Origin of the sequence: Albimonas pacifica (genome assembly GCF_900113695.1) — a bacterium.
GTDB lineage: Bacteria > Pseudomonadota > Alphaproteobacteria > Rhodobacterales > Rhodobacteraceae > Albimonas > Albimonas pacifica.
In genome coordinates this window covers 265,959-287,069 of sequence record NZ_FOQH01000007.1, presented here as the reverse complement: position 1 = coordinate 287,069, position 21,111 = coordinate 265,959, and the positions used below count along the sequence as shown (strand labels likewise).

General features: G+C 73.1%; 16 protein-coding genes, 1 tRNA gene and 1 pseudogene. 15 read left to right on the top strand and 3 right to left on the bottom strand.

Annotated elements, in window-relative coordinates; all coding sequences use genetic code 11:
* The first annotated feature begins 1 nt into the window (after nt 1).
* From BM064_RS16660 to BM064_RS16635, 6 genes are all read left to right on the top strand, one after another.
* The gene (locus tag BM064_RS16660) at nt 2-922 is read left to right on the top strand and encodes a methionyl-tRNA formyltransferase (RefSeq protein WP_092861329.1); all 921 of its coding nucleotides are present in this window, start codon (nt 2-4) and stop codon (nt 920-922) included.
* Entirely contained in the window at nt 919-1,482 is a 564-nt protein-coding gene (locus BM064_RS27535) for a hypothetical protein (RefSeq protein ID WP_092861327.1), read from the top strand. Before BM064_RS16660 ends, BM064_RS27535 begins: the two co-directional genes overlap by 4 nt.
* Before the next feature lie 5 nt (nt 1,483-1,487).
* Nucleotides 1,488-2,495, top strand: coding sequence for a hypothetical protein (locus BM064_RS16650; protein ID WP_092861325.1), 1,008 nt, complete (start codon nt 1,488-1,490; stop codon nt 2,493-2,495).
* Between the two features lie 116 nt (nt 2,496-2,611).
* A complete protein-coding gene (locus BM064_RS16645) occupies nt 2,612-3,517 on the top strand; it encodes an XrtA system polysaccharide deacetylase (RefSeq protein ID WP_177236301.1) in 906 nt (301 codons plus the stop codon).
* Nucleotides 3,514-4,746: a glycosyltransferase gene (locus tag BM064_RS16640; protein ID WP_092861322.1), complete on the top strand. Its 1,233-nt coding sequence runs from the start codon at nt 3,514-3,516 to the stop codon at nt 4,744-4,746. Before BM064_RS16645 ends, BM064_RS16640 begins: the two co-directional genes overlap by 4 nt.
* Before the next feature lie 110 nt (nt 4,747-4,856).
* The gene (locus BM064_RS16635) at nt 4,857-6,836 is read left to right on the top strand and encodes a Calx-beta domain-containing protein (RefSeq protein ID WP_177236300.1); all 1,980 of its coding nucleotides are present in this window, start codon (nt 4,857-4,859) and stop codon (nt 6,834-6,836) included.
* A 463-nt stretch (nt 6,837-7,299) separates the two neighbouring features.
* Here BM064_RS16635 and BM064_RS16625 read toward each other — a convergent pair whose 3' ends face one another.
* Nucleotides 7,300-7,749: a host attachment protein gene (locus BM064_RS16625; RefSeq protein ID WP_177236299.1), complete on the bottom strand. Its 450-nt coding sequence runs from the start codon at nt 7,747-7,749 to the stop codon at nt 7,300-7,302.
* Nucleotides 7,750-7,889: 140 nt separating this feature from the next.
* On the opposite strand from BM064_RS16625, the gene BM064_RS16620 reads away from it, so the two are divergent.
* Both BM064_RS16620 and BM064_RS16615 read left to right on the top strand, forming a co-directional pair.
* On the top strand, nt 7,890-9,119 hold the full coding sequence (locus BM064_RS16620) for a Crp/Fnr family transcriptional regulator (protein WP_092861313.1): 1,230 nt from the start codon (nt 7,890-7,892) through the stop codon (nt 9,117-9,119).
* 71 nt (nt 9,120-9,190) lie between these two features.
* A pseudogene (locus BM064_RS16615) lies at nt 9,191-10,369 on the top strand (IS3 family transposase).
* Between the two features lie 108 nt (nt 10,370-10,477).
* Here BM064_RS16615 and BM064_RS16610 read toward each other — a convergent pair.
* Both BM064_RS16610 and BM064_RS16605 read right to left on the bottom strand, forming a co-directional pair.
* Nucleotides 10,478-10,554, bottom strand: a tRNA-Met gene (locus BM064_RS16610).
* A gap of 82 nt (nt 10,555-10,636) precedes the next feature.
* Nucleotides 10,637-11,410, bottom strand: coding sequence for an HpcH/HpaI aldolase family protein (locus tag BM064_RS16605; RefSeq protein ID WP_218161060.1), 774 nt, complete (start codon nt 11,408-11,410; stop codon nt 10,637-10,639).
* A gap of 539 nt (nt 11,411-11,949) precedes the next feature.
* Between BM064_RS16605 and BM064_RS16600 the strand changes: the two genes are divergently transcribed.
* From BM064_RS16600 to BM064_RS16570, 7 genes are all read left to right on the top strand, one after another.
* Nucleotides 11,950-13,497, top strand: a complete 1,548-nt coding sequence (locus BM064_RS16600; RefSeq protein ID WP_092861311.1) for an alkaline phosphatase D family protein — start codon at nt 11,950-11,952, stop codon at nt 13,495-13,497.
* Between the two features lie 180 nt (nt 13,498-13,677).
* Nucleotides 13,678-14,511, top strand: coding sequence for a TIGR00282 family metallophosphoesterase (locus BM064_RS16595; protein WP_092861309.1), 834 nt, complete (start codon nt 13,678-13,680; stop codon nt 14,509-14,511).
* Between the two features lie 124 nt (nt 14,512-14,635).
* Nucleotides 14,636-15,478 carry a MurR/RpiR family transcriptional regulator gene (locus BM064_RS16590; protein WP_092861307.1) on the top strand — a complete coding sequence of 281 codons (843 nt, stop codon included), beginning with the start codon at nt 14,636-14,638 and terminating at the stop codon, nt 15,476-15,478.
* Between the two features lie 174 nt (nt 15,479-15,652).
* Nucleotides 15,653-17,203 carry an ABC transporter substrate-binding protein gene (locus tag BM064_RS16585; RefSeq protein ID WP_092861305.1) on the top strand — a complete coding sequence of 517 codons (1,551 nt, stop codon included), beginning with the start codon at nt 15,653-15,655 and terminating at the stop codon, nt 17,201-17,203.
* A 173-nt stretch (nt 17,204-17,376) separates the two neighbouring features.
* Nucleotides 17,377-18,297 (top strand): ABC transporter permease, encoded by a 921-nt coding sequence (locus tag BM064_RS16580; RefSeq protein WP_092861302.1) that lies wholly within the window; start codon nt 17,377-17,379, stop codon nt 18,295-18,297.
* Nucleotides 18,297-19,202: a nickel transporter permease gene (nikC, locus tag BM064_RS16575; protein WP_092861300.1), complete on the top strand. Its 906-nt coding sequence runs from the start codon at nt 18,297-18,299 to the stop codon at nt 19,200-19,202. Before BM064_RS16580 ends, nikC begins: the two co-directional genes overlap by 1 nt.
* On the top strand, nt 19,202-20,932 hold the full coding sequence (locus BM064_RS16570) for an ABC transporter ATP-binding protein (RefSeq protein WP_092861298.1): 1,731 nt from the start codon (nt 19,202-19,204) through the stop codon (nt 20,930-20,932). The genes nikC and BM064_RS16570 overlap by 1 nt, the downstream gene beginning before the upstream one ends.
* Nucleotides 20,933-21,111 lie beyond the last annotated feature (179 nt).

The following is a 21,111-nucleotide window of genomic DNA, read 5'->3' as shown; positions in this document are numbered from 1 at the left end:
GATGACCCGCGCCGCACCGCATCCCGCCCCGTCCGTGCCGGACGCCGAGGCCCTGTTCGATCCCGACGGCCCGGGGGCCGAGACCGGCTGGATCGTCGACCGCGCCGGCGCCGCCCGGCCGATGGTCGACGGCGACGAGGACTGGCCTCGCCTGCGCCCCGTCGGCGCCCTGCGGGTGCTGGTGGTGACCGAGGACGACCCGCTCTACGTCATCGAGTTCTTCCGGGTGTTCTTCGACGCCCTGCCGCCGCGCACGGCGCAGGTGATCGGGATCACCGTCGACCGGGCCTTCCACGAGCCGATCCTGAGAACGCTGCGCCGGATGCTGCGTTTCTACGGGCCCTGGGACACGCTGCGCCTCGGCCTGCGCTGGCTGCGCGCGCGGCTGACCGGGGACACCATCGCCGGTCTCGCCCGCGCCCGCGGCGTGGCGCAGATCGAGACGCCCTCGGTCAACGATCCCGCCTATCTGGCGCGGCTGCGCGCGATGCGTCCCGACCTGATCCTGTCGGTGGCGGGACCCGAGATCTTCTCGGCCGAGCTGCTCTCGATCCCCCGGCTGGGCTGCATCAACGTGCATACCGGCCGGCTGCCCGAATACCGCGGGATGCTGCCCAGCTTCTGGCAGCTGCTGCGCGGCGAGCGCGAGGCGACGATCACCGTGCACCGGATGGTCGAGGCGCTGGACGCCGGCGAGGTGCTGGCCACCGCCGAGTTCGCGCTGCACCGGCGGGATTCGCTCGACCGGGTGATCCGCGGAACCAAGCGCGTCGGCGCCCGCCTGATGGTCGAGGTGCTGGAGCGCCTGCGCGAGGGCCGGCTGGAAGGGCGGCCGCTCGACATGACGCGCGCCCGCTACTTCCGCTTCCCGCAAGCCGAGGACGTCGGCGCCTTCCGCAGCCGGGGGCATCGGCTGCTGTGAGCGCGGCGGGGCATCGCGTCCGGGGGCTGCACGCCCCGGGGGGACGGCGCCGGGCGCGCGCCCTGCGGATCGCCGCCTGGGCCGCCGGGGGCGCGCTGGCGGCGCTGTCGCTGGCGCCGGCCTCGATCGTGGCCCCGGGCGTGATGACGGGGGGCGACCGGCATGTGGCCGCCTATGCCGTGGCGGCGCTGCTGGCGCGCCTGGCCTGGCCGCGCCGCGGATGGACCTCGGCCGGGGCCCTGCTTGGGCTGGCCCTGGCGCTGGAGGCGCTGCAGGCGCTGTCGCCGGGCCGCGAGCCGTCGCTCGTCGACCTGGCCGCCAGCGCGGGCGGCACGGCGCTGGGCGCCCTGCTGGCGGCGGGCGCCCTGGCCGCGGCCGGGGCGATGTCCGGCCGGGGACGCGCCGCGCGCTTCGGGGGCGATCCATGGCCGACGCCGGCCGACGCCCCGTCCCGGGACCTCGCGCGCCGCGCCGCGGAGGATGCCGAAGAGCTGCCGTCGCCGGGCGGACCCCCGGCCGCGCGGAGGTCCGACGACCGTCGCGCCTGGGAGGAAAGGTGATCGCCATGTCGAAGCCCTCCAGCACCGAAACGCGCCCGCGCGGCGGCCGCGAGATCCGGTGGCGACGCTGGCTCGGGACCCTGGCCCTGGCGCTGGCCGGCGCGGCGGCGCTGACCGCATGGCTGGACGCCCCGCACCCGTCGTCGCCCTCTCGCGCGGCGGCGGCGACGCCGGCGGCCGCGCGCGCCGGCGAGCTGACCGGGGCGGGGCGCCACCTGGCCCTGAATCTGGGCGGCGACGCGGCCGGGGCGGCGGCGCTGGGCTTCGACCTGGCCGACGCCGGCTCCGTCGCCGGGCTCGACGCCCTGCCGCCGGACATGCAGGGGGTGCTGTGGCTGGGCAACGGCTTCAACACCCGCTGCGCGTGGCGGCTCGACGACGCCGCGGTGATCGCCGCGGTCGAGGCCGCGCGCGCGCATCCCGCCTTCTCGGGCATCTATTACATCGCCGACGAGCCCCATGTCGCGGTCTGCCCCGAGGCGCCCGAGCGGGTGGCGGAGCGCACCGCGCTGATCCACGCGCACGATCCCCGCGGGCGCACCCTGATCGTGGTGCAGAACGGCGCCAAGGGGCAGGGCGAGTTCGCGGCGATGGCGGCGTCGGCCGACCTGATCGCGGTCGACCCCTATCCCTGCAACCACCGCAACGCCGAGACCGGCTGCGACCTGGGCGCCCTGCGCACGCGCATCGCCACGGCGCTGGAGGCCGGGATCCCGCCGACCCGGCTGGTCCCCGTCTTCCAGGTCTTCGGCCAGGCCTGCGCCGGCAAGGAGACGCCCTGGTATCGCCTGCCCTCGGAGGCCGAGCTGCTGGCGATGCTGGCGATCTGGGACGAGCTGGTCCCGCGCGACCGCCGGCCGCTGGACATCGCCTATTCCTGGGCCCCGCAGGAGGGGTCCGCCTGTCCGACGCTGGCGATGGCCGGCGGCGGGGATCTGCCCGACCTGCGCGCGGTGATGCGCGCCTATCTCGCCGGCCGGTCGCCGCGCGACATCGAGGCGGCGCGCCGATGACCGCCGTGCCGAGACATCCCGCCCCCGAAAGCCCCTCTCTCGGAGGCCTCTCCGCCAGCGGCCCGGCCGCGGGCGACCGGGCCGGGAGCGGACGCGCCGCCGCCGCGCCCTGCGCGATGAGCATCGACGTCGAGGACTGGTTCCACAGCGAGAACGTGGCCGACGTGGTCCCCCGCGCCGCCTGGGACGGCTGCGCCCAGAGGGCCGAGCGCAACACCCTGCGGATGCTCGAGATCCTGGCCGGCCACGACGTGCGCGCCACCTTCTTCGTGCTGGGCTGGGTGGCCGAGCGGCGCCCCGCCCTGGTCCGCGACATCGCCGCGGCCGGGCACGAGGTCGCCTCGCACGGCTACGGGCACGAGCTGGTCTACCGGATGCGGCCCGCCGATTTCCGCGCCGACGTGACCCGCGCGCGCGCGCTGCTCGAGGATCTGTCGGGCCAGGAGGTGCGCGGCTACCGCGCGCCCTGCTTCTCGATCACCGACTGGGCGATCGACGAGCTGCAGGCCGCCGGCTACGCCTACGACAGTTCGATGGTGCCGACGCTGGCCCATGACCGCTACGGCCGGATCGAGGGCTACGACGGCCGCCTGCCGGTGGCCGAGCTGCGTCCCGGCTTCGACGAGGTCTGCGTCTCCTGCCTGCCCTTCGGGCGGCGGGGGCTGCCCTGGGGCGGGGGCGGCTGGTTCCGGCTGACGCCCTTCGCGCTGTGGATGCGCGGGGTCGAGGCGATCCGCAACGCGGGCCTGCCCTACGTCTTCTACATCCACCCCTGGGAGATCGACCCCGGCCACCCGGTCCCGCCGGGGATGCGCCCCTCCAACCGGTTCCGCCAGCGGGTGAACCTGGGCCGCTGCGAGGCGCGTTTCGACGCCATCGCCGGGGCGCTCGACTGGATGCCGGTCGCCGATCTGCTGGAGGTCTGGAAGGGCCGGCCGGCGGCCGGCGGCGGGCGACCCGGCGCGGCGGCTCCCGCCCCCTTTCGCGCTCCCTTTCCCGTCGACGAGGAGACCTCCCGATGACCGCCCGCGTCCTGTTCGTCGGCGGCGAGGACAACGTCCTGCGCCTTCCCTTCATCCTGGCCATGCGCGAGCGCGGCTTCGAGGTGGTCGCCGCCGACAGCGGCGATCCCGCCCCGTTCCGCAAGGCCGGGGTCGAGCACGCGGCCTTCCCCTTCGACCGCTTCATCAGCCCGCTGTCGGACCTGCGCGCGCTGCGCCGGCTGGCGGCCCTGCTGGAGACGCTGGAGCCGGACATCGCCCAGGGCTTCGACACCAAGCCCTGCCTGTTCCTGCCGCTGGCGCGGGGCCTGTCGGGGGCGGACACGCAGGTGGTGCGCACGATCTGCGGGCGGGCGTGGGTGTATTCCTCGCGCACGCCGCTGGCGCTGGGCGCGCGCCCGGTCTACCGCGCGCTGCACCGGCTGGCCGCGCGCAGCACCGCGGCGACCGTGTTCGAGATCGAGGACGACCTGGAGTTCTTCCGCCGGCATCGCATGGCCGGGCGGCGGGGCATGGTGATCCCCGCCGGCGGCGGCGGCGTGGACGTGGCGGGGTTCGGGCGCGCGCTGGCGGCCGGCCCCTCGGCCGAGGCGCTGCGCGACGAACTGGGCCTGGGCGACGCGCCGGTGGCGATCACCGTCACCCGGGTCACCCGCCAGAAGGGCGTCCCCGCCCTGCTGGAGGCCGCCGCCCGCGTCCATGCCGTGCGCCCCGACGTGCGCTTCGTGCTGGTCGGCCCCCGCGACAGCGAGGGCCCGCTGGCGGTGACCGAGGCCGAGATCGCCGCCCACGCGCCCTACCTGATCGCGACCGGCGCGCGCTCGGACGTGCCGGCGCTGCTGCGCATGGCCGACCTCTTCGTGTTCCCCACCGAATACCGCGAGGGCGTGGCCCGGGTGCTGCTCGAGGCCTCGCTCGCCGGCCTGCCCATCGTCTCGACCGCGATGCCCGGCTGCCGGGAGGTGATCTCCGACGGCTGGAACGGCCGGCTGACCCCGCCCGGCGACCCCGAGGCGCTGGCCGAGGCGGTGCTCGAGGTGCTGGACGATCCCGACGGGGGGCGGGCGATGGCGGCCAACGCGGCGCTGCAGGCGCGCACGGTGTTCAGCCTCGACGCGATCGCGGACCGGCACGCCGCGCTCTACGCCGAGCTTCTGGGCGAACGGCGCGCGGACCGCGCGCCGGGCGACGGCGGCGGCGCCGCCGCCGGGCGGGAGGAGGCGCCCCCGGCCCTCATCCATAGTGGGTAGACCGATCTACCCCCTGAGAGAAATGGCGGGCGCCGCCGAGGCTTATTACATTCATAATTGACGATGGGTGCCCGCCCTGGCTTCGAAATTCCCCGATGGGAGGTGGGAAAATGCCGGCGTCTACAATCATGCACGACATCTTCGGAACCGCGCTGGACGACGACCTGATCGGGTCGCTCGCGCCCGAGCGGCTGTTCGGCCTGGCCGGGCGGGACCGTCTCTACGCCATGGGCGGCGACGACATCCTCTACGGCGGGGACGGCGACGACCTGCTCGACGGGGGCGAGGGCGCCGACCTGATGTACGGGGGGGCGGGCAACGACATCTACCGCGTCGACGATCCCGGCGACGTGGTGAACGAGGAGAGCTTTCCCGGCGTCGACGACGGCGGGGTGGACTATGTGATCAGCACCATCAGCTGGACGCTGGGCGCCAATGTCGAGCGGCTGGAGCTGCGCGGCGACGGGGCGCTGGACGGCGCGGGCAACGCGCTCAACAACACGATCAAGGGCGCCGGCGGGGCCAACATCCTGTACGGCGGCGGCGGCTCGGACATCCTTTACGGCTACGACGGCGGCGACGTGCTGATCGGCGGCGCCGGCAAGGACTACCTGTACGGCGGCGCCGGCGCGGACATGTTCGTGCTGCAGCCCGAGCCCGGCGTCTGGGACAAGATCTACGATTTCGAGAACTCGGACCGCATCGGCGTCTACGCCGACGCCTTCGGCCTGACCGAGGGCGCGGGGCTGACCGGCGGAACGCTGGACGCGGCGTGGTTCGCCACCGGCACGACCGCCACCGCCGACCACGGCCAGTTCATCTGGAATCCCGCTTCCGCGACGCTGATGTGGGACGCCGACGGAACCGGCGCCGGCGCGCGCACGACGCTGGCGATGTTCTCGGCGGGCACGGTTCTGAACGCCTCCCAGATCGTCGCCTACGCGCAGGCGCCCTCGGTCTCGGTCGCCGCCGCGGCGGCCGCCCCGGCCGAGGAGACGGACGGGCGGGCCTGGTTCGCGCTGCGGCTGTCGGCGGCGCTGGACGTGGACGCGATCATCACCGTCTCGGCCGTCGGCGGCACGGCCGCCGCGGGCGAGGACTTCGTCGGGCCGACCTCGTGGGAGGTGACGATCCGCGCCGGTTCGACCACCGCCTGGGTGCCGGTCGACATCCTCGACGACGACTTCGCCGAGGGGATCGAGAGCTTCTCGCTGGTCATCGAGGGCGCGCGGCGAGCCGGCGACGGCTCGGCGATCGCCATCGGCGCCGGCGCGGCGGTGGCCGAGATCGCGGACGAGGGGCCGGTGGTGGTCAACGACGTGTTCACCCGGACCTGGGGCGCGACGGACCCTTCGGGCATCGTCTACGACCCGGTCTCGGGCACGCTGCTGATCTCGGACTCCGAGGTCGACGAGGCGCCGTTCTCCCGCAGCCAGGACCTGTTCTCGGTCAGCCTGTCGGGCGAGTTCGGCGGCGGCGTCGCGCTGCCCTTCACCACCGAGGCGACGGGCCTCGCGCTCGACGCCGCGACGGGGACGCTGTTCGTCTCCGACGACGACGAGTTCCGGATCTTCGCGGTCGACGTCTCGGCCCCGCAGACGGTGCTGTGGTCCTTCGACACGCTCGCGGTCGGCGGCGTCGACCCCGAGGACGTGGCCTTCGATCCGATCACCGGCCATCTGTTCATCGTCAACGGCGAGACCCGGACCATCGTCGAGGTCGACGCGCACGGCACGACCCAGTTCAGCTCGATGGTGCTGCCGACCGCGATCGAGGACCCCGAGGCCCTGGCCTACGACGCGCAGGAGGACGTCTTCTACGTCGGCGGCGGCTTCAGCGCGGACATCTGGAAGATCGACCGCAGCGGCGCGGTGGTCGACGTGCTGACGGTGCTGCGCAGCCACTACTCCGAGGACCTCCACCACCGGGTCAGCGTCAAGGACCTGGCCTTCGCGCCGGCTTCCGACGGCTCGGGCGAGACGCATCTCTACGTCGCCGACTACGGCTGGAGCCATGTCGACGACGGGCGGCTGCTGGAGATCGACCTCGGCGACTCCGTGCCGCCGGAACTGGTCTCGGTCATCGGATGACGGTCGGCGCACGCATGCAACCCCCCGGCCCGGGCTCCGGAGCGGTCCTGGACGCCGCGGCCGGGGCCGGGGCCGGGGACGTCCCGCGGCCCGCGCCGCCCGCCGGCGGGATCCGGGGCGCGGAGAGGCCGGGTCGCGCGGGCGCGCGCGACCCCCGGGGGCCGGACGCGGTCGCGACCGGGCCCGCGCGGCGGACCGCCGGGCGCTCGGCCCTGCGGCTGCGGCCCCTGGACTGCGCCGCGCGGGGCGGCCTGCCGCCCTGCGCCGGGCGGCTCCGGCTGGCCGATGCGCCGCCCGGCGAAGCCTGGCGCGAGATCGTGCTGCGCGGCTTCGCCTGGCGGGATCCGCCGCTGCAGGACGCGCGCCTGCGCCCCTTGTCCGAGTTGACCGAGGAGATCTCGTGATCCGATGTCCTGCCGAACCGCGCCGTCCGGCGTCCGCCGGACGGCGCCCCGTCGCCGGCTCAGTCCGCGCCCAGTTCGGCGCGGATCGCCTCCAGCAGCACCGAGTCATGCACTCCGGCGATGTTCTTGTCGGACTCGCGCCGCACCATCGCGGCGAGCGCCGGCGGCATCGCCTCGCGCAGGTGGCCCAGCATCTCCGGCGCGGCGATGATCGACAGCGCCCGGAACTCCCCGGCCGCGCGATGCGGCTCGAGCATCGCGATCACCTGGCGGGCGAAGTCCCGGTCGTGCTCGCGCAGCGGGTCGGAGCCGTAGTCCATCGCCGAGCGCCGCCCCGGCGCGCCCGAGGCGAAGCTGCGCCCGGGCTTGTCGGCCATCAGCTCTCCCAGGCGCCGGTTGGGCGCGCGCATCGACAGTTCCGGCAGCGCCGGGGACCCCTCCCGCGGGAGACCGCGCACGACCCGCGCGCGGCTGGAGTTCATCACGAGCACCCATTCGTCGGCGGACATCGGCGGTCTCCCCATCAGCGGACCGCGGCAGGGTCGCGCCCCGCGGCGCGCGATGCATTGACCGCCGTCATCTCCCCCGTCTTCCGCCGGGCCTGCGTCACGCGCCCGGCGCCTTCGTCCCCGGAGCGTAAGGACGCCGCATGACCTGCTTTCACGATCCGCGCCTGATCCTGAACACGTCGCCGGAGGGCGCGGAAGACGCGCTCGGCAGGGTCTCGGCGCGCCCGTCCCCGCGCCTGGCGGAACCCTGCGCGAGCTGCCCTGCGCGCCGCGCCGCGGTCTGCGCCGAGATCCCGGGCTCCCTGTTGTCGCGCCTGTCCCGGCGGGTGACGCAGGCTCGTCTGCCGGCCGGCGCGCCGCTGCCGGCGGAAGGCGCGGGGCCCTACCTCGGCGTGCTCGCCTCGGGCTGGCTGCGCTGGGTGCATTTCGGCCACGACGGCCGCCGCCGCGTGCTGGGGCTGGTGCAGCCCGGCGAGATGATCTGGCGGCCCGAAGACCCCATCGGCAGCCTGGAGGCGGCGACCGACGTCGAGGTGTGCCGTTTCGACGATCCGTCGCTGGTCTCGGCGCCGGCGGGGGCGCTCGCCGGAGGAGGGGACGGGGCCGAGGCGCTCGACCGGATCCGCATGGCCCAGGCGCGGCGCGAGCTCGATCGGCTTCACGCCATCGCCGTCGGTCTGGCCGTGCAGTCGCCGGAGCAGCGGCTGGCCGGGTTCCTGGCGGCGGGGACCGCGACGATGGCCTGGCGTCCCTCCGACGGTCCTGGCCGCGGGGGCGTGCTGACCGTGCCGCTGAGCCGTCCGGACATCGCGGACCTGCTGGGCACGACGGTCGAGTCGCTCAGCCGGATCACGCACCGGTTCCACGCCGACGGGCTGATCCGCATCCTCGATCCGCGGCGCTTCGAGATACCCGACGTCGACGCGCTGTCCCTCGTGGCGAGGCGCGGGTCGACGGAGGTCGAGACGGCGCCCTCGGCGCCCGCCGCCGCGGACGGCGAGGAGGCGTCGGCAAGGGCGGGGGAGCCCGTCCCATGCCGGGACCCGCTCGATCCCGGCGACGACGAGAGCGCCGCGGCCGACGACGAGGGCCCGCGCCTCCGCTCGTCCCGGGACCTCTTCGCCGGGCGGCGGCGGATCCAGTCCGCGCGTCCCGTCGGCGGTTGCGGACACCCGGGACGCCGCGCGCCGCGAGGTCCGGCCGAGCGCGGCGTCGATGCACGGGACCTCTCCCCCGGCCAAGCCCTTTCCGCACGCGATCCATCCGACGGCGGGACGGCCGACGGTCGCGGCGCCCGCGTCGTCGAGGTTCGGCGCGTCCGTCCCCGCCACAGGGGCGAGCAGGCCGGTCCCCTCGATCCCCGCGCCTGAACGCGCCGCGCGCGAAACCGAACCGCGCCGGGTCCGCCGGAGGCTCCACCTCCCGAGCAGGATGGAGCCCCATAAGCAAGACGACGGTCAGGCCTCCCCAGAGGTCCGCGCGCGCGCTTCGCTCGGCGCTGGACGGCGAAGCGGAGCGCGGCTCCGGCTCCGCTGCGTTCGTGTCGATCGCGCCGAAGATCGGCTGCGCGGCGCAGACGCTGAACGAAGGGGCCAGTCAGGCCGATCCGCCGGATGCCGCCGATATCTCCTCCCACCTGCCATGATCATCTCGCCAGACGGGCGGAGCCGTCCCGCAGATCAAAGCGGGCGCGGCGGGAGGATGCCCTTCGCCCGGAGATCCGACGCGTCTTCGAGGCGACCTCCGGCGTCTGCGGCACGCGCAAGGTCTGGCGACCGTTGCGCCGCAATGGCTTCGGCGCCGCCCGGCGCACCGTGGCGAGACTGACGAAGGACCTGGGACTTCAGGGCGTCATCGGGGGGAAGCCGCTCGGGAGCACGGTTCCGGACCAGAGCGCCCCGATCCCTCTGGACCGGGTGAACCGCCAGGTCCGGGTCCCGGCCCCGAACATGCTGCGGGCCAGCGACTTCGCTTGCGTCGCCGCCTGGCAGGGCTTCGTCCCTGTCGCCTTCGTGATCGACGCCGTCGCACGACGGATCGCGGGGCGGCGCGTCAGTTGCACGGCGCAGGCGAGCTTCGTGCTGGACGCCCGGGAGCAGGCCGTCCGCCAAAGGCAGCCCGGCGCGGGCTGGCCCGCCGCCCGGACCGGAGTTCGCGATGCCTGCCCGGTCGCGACACCGACCGCCTGGCAGAGGCAGGAGAAGAGCCTTCGGTCGGCGGCGTCGGCGACCCTTGCGACAAAGCCCGGGCCGAGACCCTCGACGGCCTGTTCAAATCGGAAGTCATCGACCGTAGCGGGCCATGGCGCAATTTCGAGGCGGTTGAACCCGCCGCCCTCGAGAGGGTCGACTGGTTCAGCGACCGTCGCCTGCTGGATCTCATCGGCAACGTGCCGCCCGCGGAAGCCGAAGCCGCAGTCTACGCCGGGCTGGAAACCTGCGACGCGGCTGCGTCGCGCACGACCCTCCGCCTCCGGCAGACCCGGCGCGGTTCAGGGCCTCGACGTGGGCCACGCTCCAACGAGACGACCCGTCCAACTTCAGCGCAGCGGGAGCTCGCCGCGCCGAACGTCGCGATGGATGCCGGCGCGAGACCGCCGCGACCGCCGTGCGGACGATGATCTCCGAGATCATCGGCTCGCCGCACGATGGCGCCGGCGTGCCGGTGGAGCTCCGCGGGCGCCTGAGCGCGTTCGTCTCCAACCCTGACTTCGAAGTGGGGGGTGTGGTGGTAGCGGAGGAGGGACTTGAACCCCCGACACGCGGATTATGATTCCGCTGCTCTAACCAACTGAGCTACTCCGCCGAGCCGCGGGCCTGATAGCCAAGCCTGAGGGGGGCGTCAAGCGGGGAGAGGCAGGATTCTGCGCCCGCCCCTCCCGACGGGATCAGCGGTGCTTCGCCAGCAGCTCCGCAGCCCCCCGCAGCAGCAGCGTCACGTCCGAGCCCACCGCCACCATGTCCGCGCCCATCCCGAGGTATTTCGCCACCGTCGCCTCGTCGAAGCCCAGCGTGCAGGCGGGCTTGCCGCAGGCGTGGATGCGCGCGATCGAGCTGCGGATCACCTCGTCCACCTCCGGCGCCCCGGGGCGGCCGGTGAAGCCCATCGAGGCCGACAGGTCCGAAGGGCCGATGAAGATCGCGTCCACCCCCTCGACGGCGCAGATCGCCTCGATGTTCTCCACCGCGGTCAGGGTCTCGACCTGGGGGACCACGCAGATCTCGGCGTTGGCCTTGGTGAGGTAGCCCGGGATCCGGCCGTAGCGGGCGGCGCGCACCACGCCGGCGGCCCCGCGGATGCCCTGGGGGGGGTAGAGGCAGGCCTGGACCGCGGCCTCGGCCTGCTCGGCGGTGTCGACCATGGGGATGATGAAGCTCTGCGCGCCGGCGTCGGCGAGCTGCTTGAGGATCCAGGCCTCGTTCACCGGCGGGCGCACCACCACCGAGGAGGCGCCCCGCTCGGCCGCCGCGATCTGGCGGCGCATCAGGTCGATGTCGAGGGGCGAATGCTCGCCGTCCACCAGCACGTAGTCGAAACCCGCGTCGGCCAGAAGCTCGGTCGAGGCGTCGGCCCCCAGCATCAGCCACAGTCCCAGGACCGGGTCCTTGCGGGCGGCGAGCTTGGCCTTGAAGGCGTTCCGGGGCAGGGCGAATTCGGTCATCGGCAGGCTCCTTCCGCGACGGCGGGAGCACAGGAGTAACCGGGCGGCCGGTCGCGGGAAAGGGGAGACGCGCGCGTCAGGGGCGGACGGCCCGGCGCAGCCGGACCTCCGGACGCAGGCGCCCCCTCCCCCCTCGCACGCGTCACGGCCCTGACCCGGGATCTCCTGCGGGCCGGGCGCCCGGCCCGGGCCGCGACGCGCCGACGGCCGCCGCCGGGCGGCCCCGGGGCGCTCTTCGGGGCGGGCGGCGCGCGCAGGGACGCGCGCGGCGCGCCGGCGGGATCGCGCCGCCGGCGCGCGCGTCATCGGGCTTGCGTCGCCGGGCCGTTGGCCGGAGCCTGTCCCGGGGGCCGTCCCGGCGCCGCGCTTGCGCCCTCCGGTCCCGAAGCGGTCCGGGGACGGGGCCGCCGGGAGGGGGAGCCATGGTCGAGCGTCGTCACCGTTCCGACACCCAATCTTCGCGCCCCCGCGATGCGCCCGTCACCGAGCGCGGCGAGCTTCGCGCCGCATCCCGCGTTCCCGCTTCTCCGGAGCTTCCCATGCCCCAGCTTCGCCTCTCCCGGCGCCAGGTCCTCGCCGCCGGAACCGCCGCCGCGTCCGGCCTGTTCCTGCCCGCCTACTCCCGCGCCAACCAGCGCCCGGCGCTGACCCACGGGGTCCAGTCGGGCGACGTCTCGGCCGACGGGGCGGTGGTCTGGGCGCGGGCGGACCGGCCCTCGCGCATGATGGTCGAGGTCTCGACGACCGAGTCCTTCCGGGACGCCCGCCGCCTGCCGGGGCTGGGGCTGACCTCGGCCACCGACCTGATGGGCAAGATGGAGCTGACGGGCCTGCCCTCGGACCAGGAGGTCTTCTACCGGGTGACGATGCTGGATCTCGCGGACGTGAACCTGGGCTCGGAGCCCGTGGTCGGCCGCTTCCGCACCGCGCCGACCGCCCTGCGCGACATCGTCTTCACCTGGTCGGGCGACACCGCCGGCCAGGGCTGGGGGATCGACGAGAGCCGGGGGGGCATGACGATCTACTCCACCATGCTCCGCCACGAGCCGGATTTCTTCATCCACTCCGGCGACACGATCTACGCCGACGGGCCGCTGAAGACGGAGGTGGAGCTGAAGGACGGCACGATCTGGAAGAACCTGGTGACGGAGGAGAAATCCAAGGTCGCCGAGACCCTGCAGGAGTTCCGGGGGAACTTCCTCTACAACCTCCTCGACGCCAATGTGCGGGAGATGGCGGCCCGGGTCCCGATGCTGGCGCAGTGGGACGACCACGAGACGACCAACAACTGGTATCCGTCCGAGCGGCTGGAGGACGACCGCTACACCGAGAAATCCGTCGCCCTGCTGTCGGCCCGCGCCAACCGTGCCTTCCGCGAGGCGATGCCCCTGCGCGAGAGCTCGGTCGAGCCCGGGCGCATCTACCGCAAGGTCGCCTACGGCCCGCTGCTGGACGTGTTCTTCCTCGACATGCGCAGCTACCGCGGGGACAACACCTCCAACGACCAGATGGAGCCGGGGCCGCAGACCGACTTCCTGGGCGCCGCGCAGATGCGCTGGCTGAAGGCGGAGCTGGCGGCCTCGACCGCGACCTGGAAGGTGATCGCCGCCGACATGCCGATCGGCATGATCGTGCGCGACGGCAAATCGGCCTTCGAGAACTCGTCGAACGGGAACGGCCCGGTGAAGGGGCGCGAGTTCGACATCGCCGAGGTGCTGAGCTTCATCAGGCACGCCAGGGTCAGGAACACCGTCTGGCTGACCGCGGACGTCCACTACACCGCCGCCCATCACTACAGCCCCGACCGGGCGTCCTTCCAGGATTTCGACCCGTTCTGGGAGTTCGTCTCGGGCCCGCTGCACGCCGGGACCTTCGGCCCCGCCGACTACGACGACACCTTCGGCCCGAAGGTCGCGTTCGCCAAGGCCCCCACGGCGGAGCAGGGCCAGAACCTGCCCCCCTCCGAAGGCCTGCAGTTCTTCGGAAAGGTGGAGATCGAGGGCGCCACGGGCCGCATGACCGTGCGCCTGATGGACGCCGCCGACGTCGAGCTGTGGTCGACCACGCTGGACCCCGAGCGCGCCTGACGCCCCCCGTCCCGGGGCGCCCTCCGGCGTCCCGGGCCCTCGCGCCGTCCCCCGGCGCGGCGCCCGCCGCAGGGCGTGCCCCGGGCTCGACCCGCGGCCTCGCGCGGCCCGCCGCCCCGGCGCTCCGTGCAGCGTCGCGCCCGACTGGCGCCGCTGCGCGGAACGGGCTAGAGGGAGCGCATGAAACTGCTTTTCCTCGGCGACGTGATGGGACGGGCCGGCCGCACCGCGGTCATCGAGCGGCTGCCGAAGCTGCGCGAGGCCTGGAAGCTCGACTTCGTGGTGGTCAACGCCGAGAACTCGGCCTCCGGCATGGGCCTCACCGGCGCCATCGCCGCCGAGATCTTCGCCGCGGGCGCCGACTGCATCACGCTGGGCGACCATGCCTTCGACCAGAAGGACATGATCTCCTACATCGGATCGGACGCGCGGATCCTGCGGCCGCTGAACTTCTCCAAGGCCGCGCCGGGGCAGGGCGCCAAGGTGTTCGAGGCGACCCGCGGCCGGCGCGTGCAGGTGGTGCAGGCGCTGGGACGGGTGTTCATGTCGCGCCCCTACGACGACCCCGTGCCGATGGTCGACGCGGCGCTGAAGACCGCGCCGCTGGGCGGCGCCGTGCAGGCCACGATCCTCGACTTCCACGCCGAGGCGACCTCCGAGAAGATGGCCATGGGCCGGATCGTGGACGGCCGCGTCAGCCTGGTGGTGGGCACGCACACCCATGTCCCGACCTCGGACGCGATGATCCTCAACCGGGGCACCGCCTATCTGTCGGATGCGGGGATGTGCGGGGACTACGACTCGGTGATCGGCATGCAGGCCGACGAGCCGATCCGCCGCTTCGTCACCGGCATGGCCAAGGGCCGCTTCCAGCCGGCGCTGGGCGAGGCGACGATCTGCGGCGTCTACGTCGAGACCGAGGACAAGACCGGCCTCGCCAGACTGGTCCAGCCGATCCGCATCGGCGGCCGCCTCCAGCAGTCCGCGCCCGAGGGCCTGCCGATCCCCGCCTGAGCCGCGCCTCCGAGTTGACAGCTGTCAACTCTCGGTTGCGGGCGCCCGGGAGCCGTCGGTTCCGGCTTTCCTCCACCCCCCGGCCTCGGCCTATCATCGCCCCGCCGGGAGCGGAGGGAACGAGATGACCGCGGAGCCCATCGGCCAGCGCATCCTGGCCGCCTACGACGACATGCCCCGCGGCGAGCGGCGGCTGGCGGACCTGCTGCTCGAGGATCTCGGCGCCCTGCGCCACGAGAACGCGGGCTCGCTGGCCGAGCGCGCGGGCGTCTCCAAGGCCACCGCCGCGCGGCTGTTCCGCCGGCTGGGCTACGTCGGCTACAAGGCCGCCCAGCGCGCGGCGCGCGAGGGCTCGGCCCCCGCCGTCGCGGCCCCGGTCGAAGGCGCCGCCGCCCCCAGCCCCTCGGCCTATCTCGAGGCGGAGGTGAAGCACCTGGTGCGCACCTTCGAGCTCTTGCGCGCCGACGACATCGCCCATGCCGTGCGCCTGCTGAGGGAAGGCGAGAAGCTGTGGGTGGTGGGCTTCGGGGACGACTATCCGCTCGCCCATTTCGCCCGCGCGCTGCTGATCAAGCTGCGCCCCGACATCCGCATGATCCCCATCGGCGGCTTCCCGGTGCCCGAGGAGCTGGCCTCGATCTCCGCCGCCGACACGGTGCTGGCGCTGGGGGTGGGGCGGCGCACGCAGGCGCTGCGCAACGTGGTGGGCTCCGCCGGGCGGGCGGGGGCGAAGGTCATTCTCGTCGTGGACGCGCCCGCCGCCGGCGACCTGACCCATGCCGCGGTGGTGCTGCGCAGCCGGGCGCACGGGCCCACGATCTTCGACTCGATGACCGCGACCGTCAGCCTGCTGAACTACCTCTGCGCCTCGCTGGCGGGCCGAATCGGCGACCAGGCCGCCGACCGCCTGCGCGCCATCGAGGAGATCCATGCCGAGTGGGGCGGTTCATCGGAGGCGCTGGACTAGCCCCTCCCCGTTTCACGAGCGACTCGTTTCGCGCGTGCAGCATGGCGAAAAGATTCATTTCTGGAAAAGAAATATCCAGAAAAGAAAAATATCTTGCCGTCGCGGAAAACTCCCGCAGGCTTTCGCCATCACGCGAGCGCCGCAGCCGGCGCGGGGGCGAGACGGAGGGAGACGATGGTTTCGATCAAGGCCGGTTTGAGGGGCGGAGCGCTGGCCGCAGCCCTCGCCGCAGGGGGCGCGGCGCAGGCCGCGGATCTGGTCTGGGCGCGCTACGGGGACGCGGATTCGCTCGATCCGCACCGCGCGACCTCGACCCTGTCGATGCAGGTCTGGGACCAGATCTACGACACGCTGCTCGCCTTCGACATGGAGGGGACCCCGGGGCCGAACATGGCCGAGAGCTGGGAGGTCTCGGACGACGGGCTGACCTACACGTTCAAGCTGGCCGAGGGGATCAAGTGCCATGACGGCAGCGATTTCACCGCGCAGGACGTGAAGTTCACGATCGACCGGGCCTTCGGCGACGCGCCCTCGCTGACCAAGACCTCCTGGGGGCCGATCACCGAGGTGACGGTCGAGGATCCGCTGACCTTCACGGTGGCGATGTCGTCGAAGTTCGGGGCCTTCATCCCGTTCCTGGCCGACAGCTTCTCCTCGATGATCTGCGACACCAACACGGCCGGGACCTTCGGCTCCTCGACCGCCATCGGCACCGGCCCGTTCAAGCTGGTGGAGTGGGTGAAGGGCGACCAGGTCACGCTGGAGGCGAACGCCGACTTCGTGAACCGTGGCGACCCGGTCGAGAACCCCGGCGCCCCCTACATCGACCGGCTGATCATCCGCACGGTCCCCGAGGCGCAGACCCGGCTCGCGGCGCTCACCACCGGCGAGGTGCATATCGCCGAGCCGCCCTTCGACGACGTCGCCGCCATCCAGGAGGAAGGCGAGCTCGAGATCATGGTGGCCGAGAACACCGGCCAGGACGTGTTCTGGGAGTTCACCACCTCCCGCCCGCCCTTCGACGACATCCGCGCGCGCCAGGCGGTGGCCTACGCGACCGATCCGCAGATGGCGATCGACATCATCTACGGCGGGCTGACCAACCGCGAATGGTGCCCCGTGGCCCGCGGCGTCTTCGGCAACGACCAGGCGTTCTGCAAGCGGTACGGCTACCCCTACGACCCCGAGAAGGCGCAGGCGCTGCTGGCGGAGATGGGCTACGGCCCCGACAAGCCGCTGGAGACCACGATGTTCGTGTGGACGGGCGGCAACCGCCACAAGCTGGCCGAGATCTTCCAGGCCCAGCTCGCCCAGGTCGGCATCCAGGCCGGGATCGAGATCATGGACATCGGCACCATGAACGCCCGGGTGAAGGCGCAGAACGAGGACTCCACTTCCGAGGAGCCGGGCACCTTCGACATGATGACCTGGTCCTGGTACGACCCGGACATCCTCTACCAGCTGTGGCACTCGCCCGGCGCCTACTCGGGCTTCCAGAACGCCGAGCTGGACGCGATGCTGGAGGAGACCCGCACCACCATCGAGCCCGAGGCGCGGCTGGAGAAGGTGCAGGCGGTCATCAGGTACCTGATGGAGAACGCGGTCCACATCGGCCTCTACTCCCCCGGTTGGGAGTGGGTGTTCGCCGTGCGCCCCGAGGTCTCGGGCTTCAAGGTCGGCCCGTTCCTGCATCCGATCTTCACCGACGTGAAGATCGAGGGCTGAGGCGATCCGGCGGGGGCGGCGCGGCCGCCCCCCGTCTTCGCAGGGCGCATTTCAATGCGCCATCCGACGCCGCCATCCGACGCCGCCATCCGACGCCGCGGTCCGCGGACGTCCTGCCCAAGGCGCATTGAAATGCGCCCTACGTCCGCCCGAACCCCGGAGGCCTCGCCCCGATGACCCGCTTCATCGCCCAGCGCCTGCTGGCCGCCCTGGTCACGGTCTGGATCGCCACCATCGCGGTGACGCTGCTGGTGCACGTGGTGCCCGGCGATCCGGTCCGGATCATGTACGGCAGCTTCCAGACCACGCCCGAGGAGCTGGAGGCGATCCGCGTGCGCCTCGGCCTCGATCAGCCGATCTGGATCCAGTACGCGAAGTACCTGGGCCGGCTGCTGCAGGGGGACCTGGGGCGCTCCATCGTCGGCGACCAGCCGGTGCTCGACATCCTGCTGGTGCGGTTCCCGATGACGCTGGCGCTGGCCATGGCGAGCCTCGTTATCGCCGTCGCGGTGGGGATGAGCCTGGGGTTCCTCGCGGCCTACAAGCGGGGGACCTGGGTGGATGCGGGGGCGATGATCCTCGCCATCGTCGGGGTCTCGATGCCCCATTTCTGGCTGGGGCTGCTGCTGCTGTTCCTGTTCGCGCTGACCCTGCAATGGCTGCCGGTGGCGGGGGGCGACTGGATGAGCCTGATCCTGCCGGCCCTGACGCTCGGCCTCGCCAACGCCGCGGTGCTGGCGCGCATGACCCGCTCGGCGATGATCGACATCTTCGACCAGGATTTCGTCCGCACCGCCCGCGCCAAGGGCCTGTCGCAGACGCTGGTGCTGTATCGCCATGCGCTGCGCTCGGGGCTGGTGCCGATCGTGGCGATGCTCGGCCTGCAGTTCGCCTACCTGATGGGCGGCGCGATCGTGGTCGAGAACGTCTTCGCCTGGAACGGGGTCGGCCGCTTCGCCATCGAGGCCGTCTTCGCCCGCGACTACCCCCTGATCCAGGGCTTCATCCTGTTCTTCGCGACCGTCGTTGCGCTGGCCTCGGTGATCGTGGACGTCGCCTACGCCTTCCTCGACCCCCGGATCCGGTATTCGTGATGACGACCGAGACCCTCGACCCCCGCAGCGCAGACGCCGACGCTCCCGTCGCCGCCTCCGCCCGCCGGAAGCCGCGCAGCTTCCTCGCCGCGCTGCTGCGGTCGCCCTCGGGCCTGATCGGCCTCGTCATCGTGGGCCTGCTGGTGGTCTGCGCCCTGACCGCGCCGGTCATCGCGCCCCACGATCCCCTGCGCATGGCCGCCGGGCCGAGGCTGCAGCCGCCGACCTGGGACTACTGGATGGGCACCGACGACTTCGGCCGCGACGTGCTCTCGCGCATCCTCTACGGCGCCCAGCTGACCCTGCAGATCGGGGTGATCGCGGTGGGCATCTCGCTGACCTGCGGGCTGCTGCTGGGGCTGGTGGCGGGCTATTCCTCGGGCTGGACCGAGCGGGTTCTGATGCGCCTGGTGGACGTGCTGTTCTCCTTCACCGAGATCGTCATCGCGCTCGCCTGCCTCGCCATCTTCGGCGTCGGCCTGACCAACGCGATGATCGCCATCGGCATCGCCTCGATCCCCTTCTATGCGCGCGTCACCCATTCCGTGGTGCTGGTCGAGAAGGGCAAACCCTATTTCGAGGCCGCCACCGCCGCAGGCGCCGGGCATCTGCGGCTGATCTTCGTGCACCTGCTGCCCAACGTGGTGCCGACGCTGATCGTGGTCGGCACCCTGGGCGTCTCGACCGCCGTTCTGGCGGCGGCGGGGCTCTCGTTCCTGGGCCTCGGCGCCCAGCCGCCGGAGCCGGAGTGGGGCTTCATGCTCTCGGCCTCGCGCGACCTGATCTCCCGCGCGCCGTGGATGATGATCTTCCCCGGCCTCGCCATCGCCGTCACCGTGCTGGGGTTCAACCTGCTGGGCGACGGCGTGCGCGAGGCGCTCGACCCCCGCCAGAGGCAGCGCTGATGAGCGAGACCCTTCTCTCCGTCCAGGACCTGACCGTCGCCTTCGGCCGGGGGCCCGAGCGCAACGTCGCGGTGAAAGGCCTGTCCTACGACCTGCGCAAGGGCGAGACCCTGGCCATCGTCGGCGAGTCCGGCTCCGGCAAGTCCGTCTCCTCCATGGCTCTGCTGGGCCTGCTCCCCCCTCGCTCGGCCTGCATCGAGTCCGGCCGGGCGATGTTCCGCGACCGCGACCTGCTGACCCTGCCCGAGGCCGACAAGCGCGCCCTCCGCGGCGACGCGATCACCATGATCTTCCAGGAGCCGATGACCTCGCTGACCCCGGTCCTGCGCATCGGGCTGCAGCTGACCGAGGCGCTGGTCGAGCACAAGGCGATGTCCCAGCGCGAGGCCGAGGCCCGGGCGCGCGAGATGCTGCGCCTCGTGGGCCTCGACCAGCCCGAGCGGCGGATGCGCCAGTTCCCCCACGAGCTCTCGGGGGGCATGCGCCAGCGGGTGATGATCGCCATGGCCATGGCCGCCGACCCCGCGATCCTGATCGCGGACGAGCCGACCACCGCCCTGGACGTCACCGTGCAGGCCCAGATCCTGAATCTGATGCGGGGGCTGAAGGACCAGTTCTCGACCTCGATCATCCTGATCACCCACGACATGGGCGTGGTGGCCGAGATGGCCGATCGGGTGGTGGTGATGAACCGCGGGCGGAAGGTGGAGGAGGGGCCCGTCTCCACCCTCTTCACCGCCCCGAAGGAGGCCTACACCCGCAGGCTGCTCGACGCCGTCCCGCGGCTGGGCGCCTACGCCGCCGCCGCCGAGCCCCGCCGGGTGGTCGAGGCGCCGGCCCCCGTCGGCGACACGCTGGTGCGCGCGCGCGGCATGTCCAAGACCTTCTCCTCGGGCGGGTTCCTGTTCGGCAGGGGCGGCGCCACGACCCGCGCCATGCAGGACGTGGGCTTCGAGCTGAAGGCGGGCGAGACGCTGGCGCTGGTGGGCGAGAGCGGCTCGGGCAAATCCACCACCGGCCGCGCGGTGCTGCGGCTGATGGAGCTGGACGCGGGCGAGGTGGAGGTCGACGGGGTGGATGTGCGGAACCTCTCCTCCTCCGGACTGCGCAAGGCGCGGCGGCGGATGCAGATGATCTTCCAGGACCCGTTCGCCTCGCTGAACCCCCGGATGTCGGTCGGAAAGCTGGTGGCCGAGCCGATGACCATCCACGGCATCGCCTCCGGGTCCGAGCTGGACGGAAGGGTGGAGGAGCTGTTCCGCCGGGTGGGGCTCGAGGCGGACCACATCCGCCGTTACCCGCACGAGTTCTCGGGCGGCCAGCGCCAGCGCATCGCCATCGCGCGGGCGCTCGGCGTGGGGCCGAAGCTGATCGTGGCGGACGAGCCGACCTCGGCGCTGGACGTCTCGGTGCAGGCGCAGGTGCTGGAGCTGATGCTGGAGCTGCAGCAGAGCCTCGGGCTCGCCTATCTGTTCATCTCCCACGACATGGCGGTGGTCGAGGAGGTCTCGCACCGCGTCGCCGTCATGCGGCAGGGACGCATCGTCGAGATCGGGACCCGGCAGGCGGTCCTCAACGCCCCCGCCCACGCCTACACCCGCGCCCTTCTGGCCGCCGTGCCGGTCCCCGATCCGGCCCGCGAGCGGCAGGTTCTGCCCGAGCTCGACGTCGGGACCCTGCCCATGGGGGCGCTGGCCGAGGTCGCCCCCGGCCACATGGCGGCGCAATGAGCGCGGCGCCCGCCACAGGCGCCCCGGGCTCGACCCGGGGCCTCTCGCGGCCCGCCGCAAACGCTCACGCCGGGGGCGGTCCGCTGCGCCTGCCGATCCACGCCTCGCCGGGCGCAGACCGGGGGCAGGAGGCCCCGGGTCGGGCGCGGGGCGCCCCTGGGGCGGACCCCGCGCCCGGA

Excerpts from the sequence above, each read along its gene's own strand:
- BM064_RS16660 (WP_092861329.1), top strand. The coding sequence starts at position 2 with ATGACCCGCGCCGCACCGCATCCCGCCCCGTCCGTGCCGGACGCCGAG.
- BM064_RS16650 (WP_092861325.1), top strand. The coding sequence starts at position 1,488 with ATGTCGAAGCCCTCCAGCACCGAAACGCGCCCGCGCGGCGGCCGCGAG.
- BM064_RS16645 (WP_177236301.1), top strand. The coding sequence starts at position 2,612 with ATGAGCATCGACGTCGAGGACTGGTTCCACAGCGAGAACGTGGCCGAC.
- BM064_RS16640 (WP_092861322.1), top strand. The coding sequence starts at position 3,514 with ATGACCGCCCGCGTCCTGTTCGTCGGCGGCGAGGACAACGTCCTGCGC.
- BM064_RS16635 (WP_177236300.1), top strand. The coding sequence starts at position 4,857 with ATGCCGGCGTCTACAATCATGCACGACATCTTCGGAACCGCGCTGGAC.
- BM064_RS16625 (WP_177236299.1), bottom strand. The coding sequence starts at position 7,749 with ATGTCCGCCGACGAATGGGTGCTCGTGATGAACTCCAGCCGCGCGCGG.
- BM064_RS16620 (WP_092861313.1), top strand. The coding sequence starts at position 7,890 with ATGACCTGCTTTCACGATCCGCGCCTGATCCTGAACACGTCGCCGGAG.
- BM064_RS16605 (WP_218161060.1), bottom strand. The coding sequence starts at position 11,410 with ATGACCGAATTCGCCCTGCCCCGGAACGCCTTCAAGGCCAAGCTCGCC.
- BM064_RS16600 (WP_092861311.1), top strand. The coding sequence starts at position 11,950 with ATGCCCCAGCTTCGCCTCTCCCGGCGCCAGGTCCTCGCCGCCGGAACC.
- BM064_RS16595 (WP_092861309.1), top strand. The coding sequence starts at position 13,678 with ATGAAACTGCTTTTCCTCGGCGACGTGATGGGACGGGCCGGCCGCACC.
- BM064_RS16590 (WP_092861307.1), top strand. The coding sequence starts at position 14,636 with ATGACCGCGGAGCCCATCGGCCAGCGCATCCTGGCCGCCTACGACGAC.
- BM064_RS16585 (WP_092861305.1), top strand. The coding sequence starts at position 15,653 with ATGGTTTCGATCAAGGCCGGTTTGAGGGGCGGAGCGCTGGCCGCAGCC.
- BM064_RS16580 (WP_092861302.1), top strand. The coding sequence starts at position 17,377 with ATGACCCGCTTCATCGCCCAGCGCCTGCTGGCCGCCCTGGTCACGGTC.
- nikC (WP_092861300.1), top strand. The coding sequence starts at position 18,297 with ATGACGACCGAGACCCTCGACCCCCGCAGCGCAGACGCCGACGCTCCC.
- BM064_RS16570 (WP_092861298.1), top strand. The coding sequence starts at position 19,202 with ATGAGCGAGACCCTTCTCTCCGTCCAGGACCTGACCGTCGCCTTCGGC.